Consider the following 656-nt stretch of genomic DNA (forward strand, 5'->3'; position numbering starts at 1 on the left):
ACGGTGCCGTTGGTGCGACAGGTCCCACCGGTGCAACTGGTGCCGCCGGTGTCGTTACGCCGGCAGCTGCGGTAGCGGAGGCCAGCAGCGTGGATAACATTGTGGAGCAGTTCAACCTGCTGCTGCGAAATATGCGGGAAGCAGGTCTGCTGGAGTCTTAAGAATCAGAAAAGGCTGTCCTTTCTCAAAAGGGCAGCTTTTTTCTATGCAGACGTGCGTTTCAGCGTGGACGTGCGGACAAATGCAGTTCACCCTGCGGAATCCCATGGCATAAAAATAACCGCATTTTCCGGCAAAAAAGCCCTTGACAAATGCGGCGTTCTGACGTATAATAAAGATAGAAAGAGCATACCAGTAGACGGTCTGCTCCCACTGCTTTAGATTAAAAAAGATTTAACCGCCGCAAGTTTGGTCGCTTATGGGCGGTTATTTCTTTTTCTTGCCGTGGTGATTCTGATTACTATTTTTATGATTATAGTAAATGTACAAGATCACGCTGATCAAATCCAGCAGAAAGCTGCCGATTCTCAGCAAATCACCTAAAGTGATGTATTGATCCATCATACCGATCACCTCCCAACTGTTGTAAATTCAGCAGTGGGAGTGGAAGCAAAAGAAAATTCAAACCGCCTACCGTTTCAGGTATGCCCTCGAAA

The 656-nt window shown here is 47.7% G+C and carries 1 protein-coding gene; it reads right to left on the reverse strand.

Annotated elements, in window-relative coordinates; translation table 11 throughout:
• Nucleotides 1-426: 426 nt before the first annotated feature.
• A complete protein-coding gene (locus RUMCAL_RS15430; protein ID WP_021681728.1) occupies nt 427-564 on the reverse strand; it encodes a hypothetical protein in 138 nt (45 codons plus the stop codon).
• Nucleotides 565-656: the final 92 nt, after the last annotated feature.

This window comes from Ruminococcus callidus ATCC 27760, assembly GCF_000468015.1.
GTDB classification, from domain to species: domain Bacteria; phylum Bacillota; class Clostridia; order Oscillospirales; family Ruminococcaceae; genus Ruminococcus_C; species Ruminococcus_C callidus.

What these genes read in the sequence shown, in the direction of transcription:
- RUMCAL_RS15430 (WP_021681728.1), bottom strand. Translation starts at nt 564, where the DNA reads ATGATGGATCAATACATCACTTTAGGTGATTTGCTGAGAATCGGCAGC.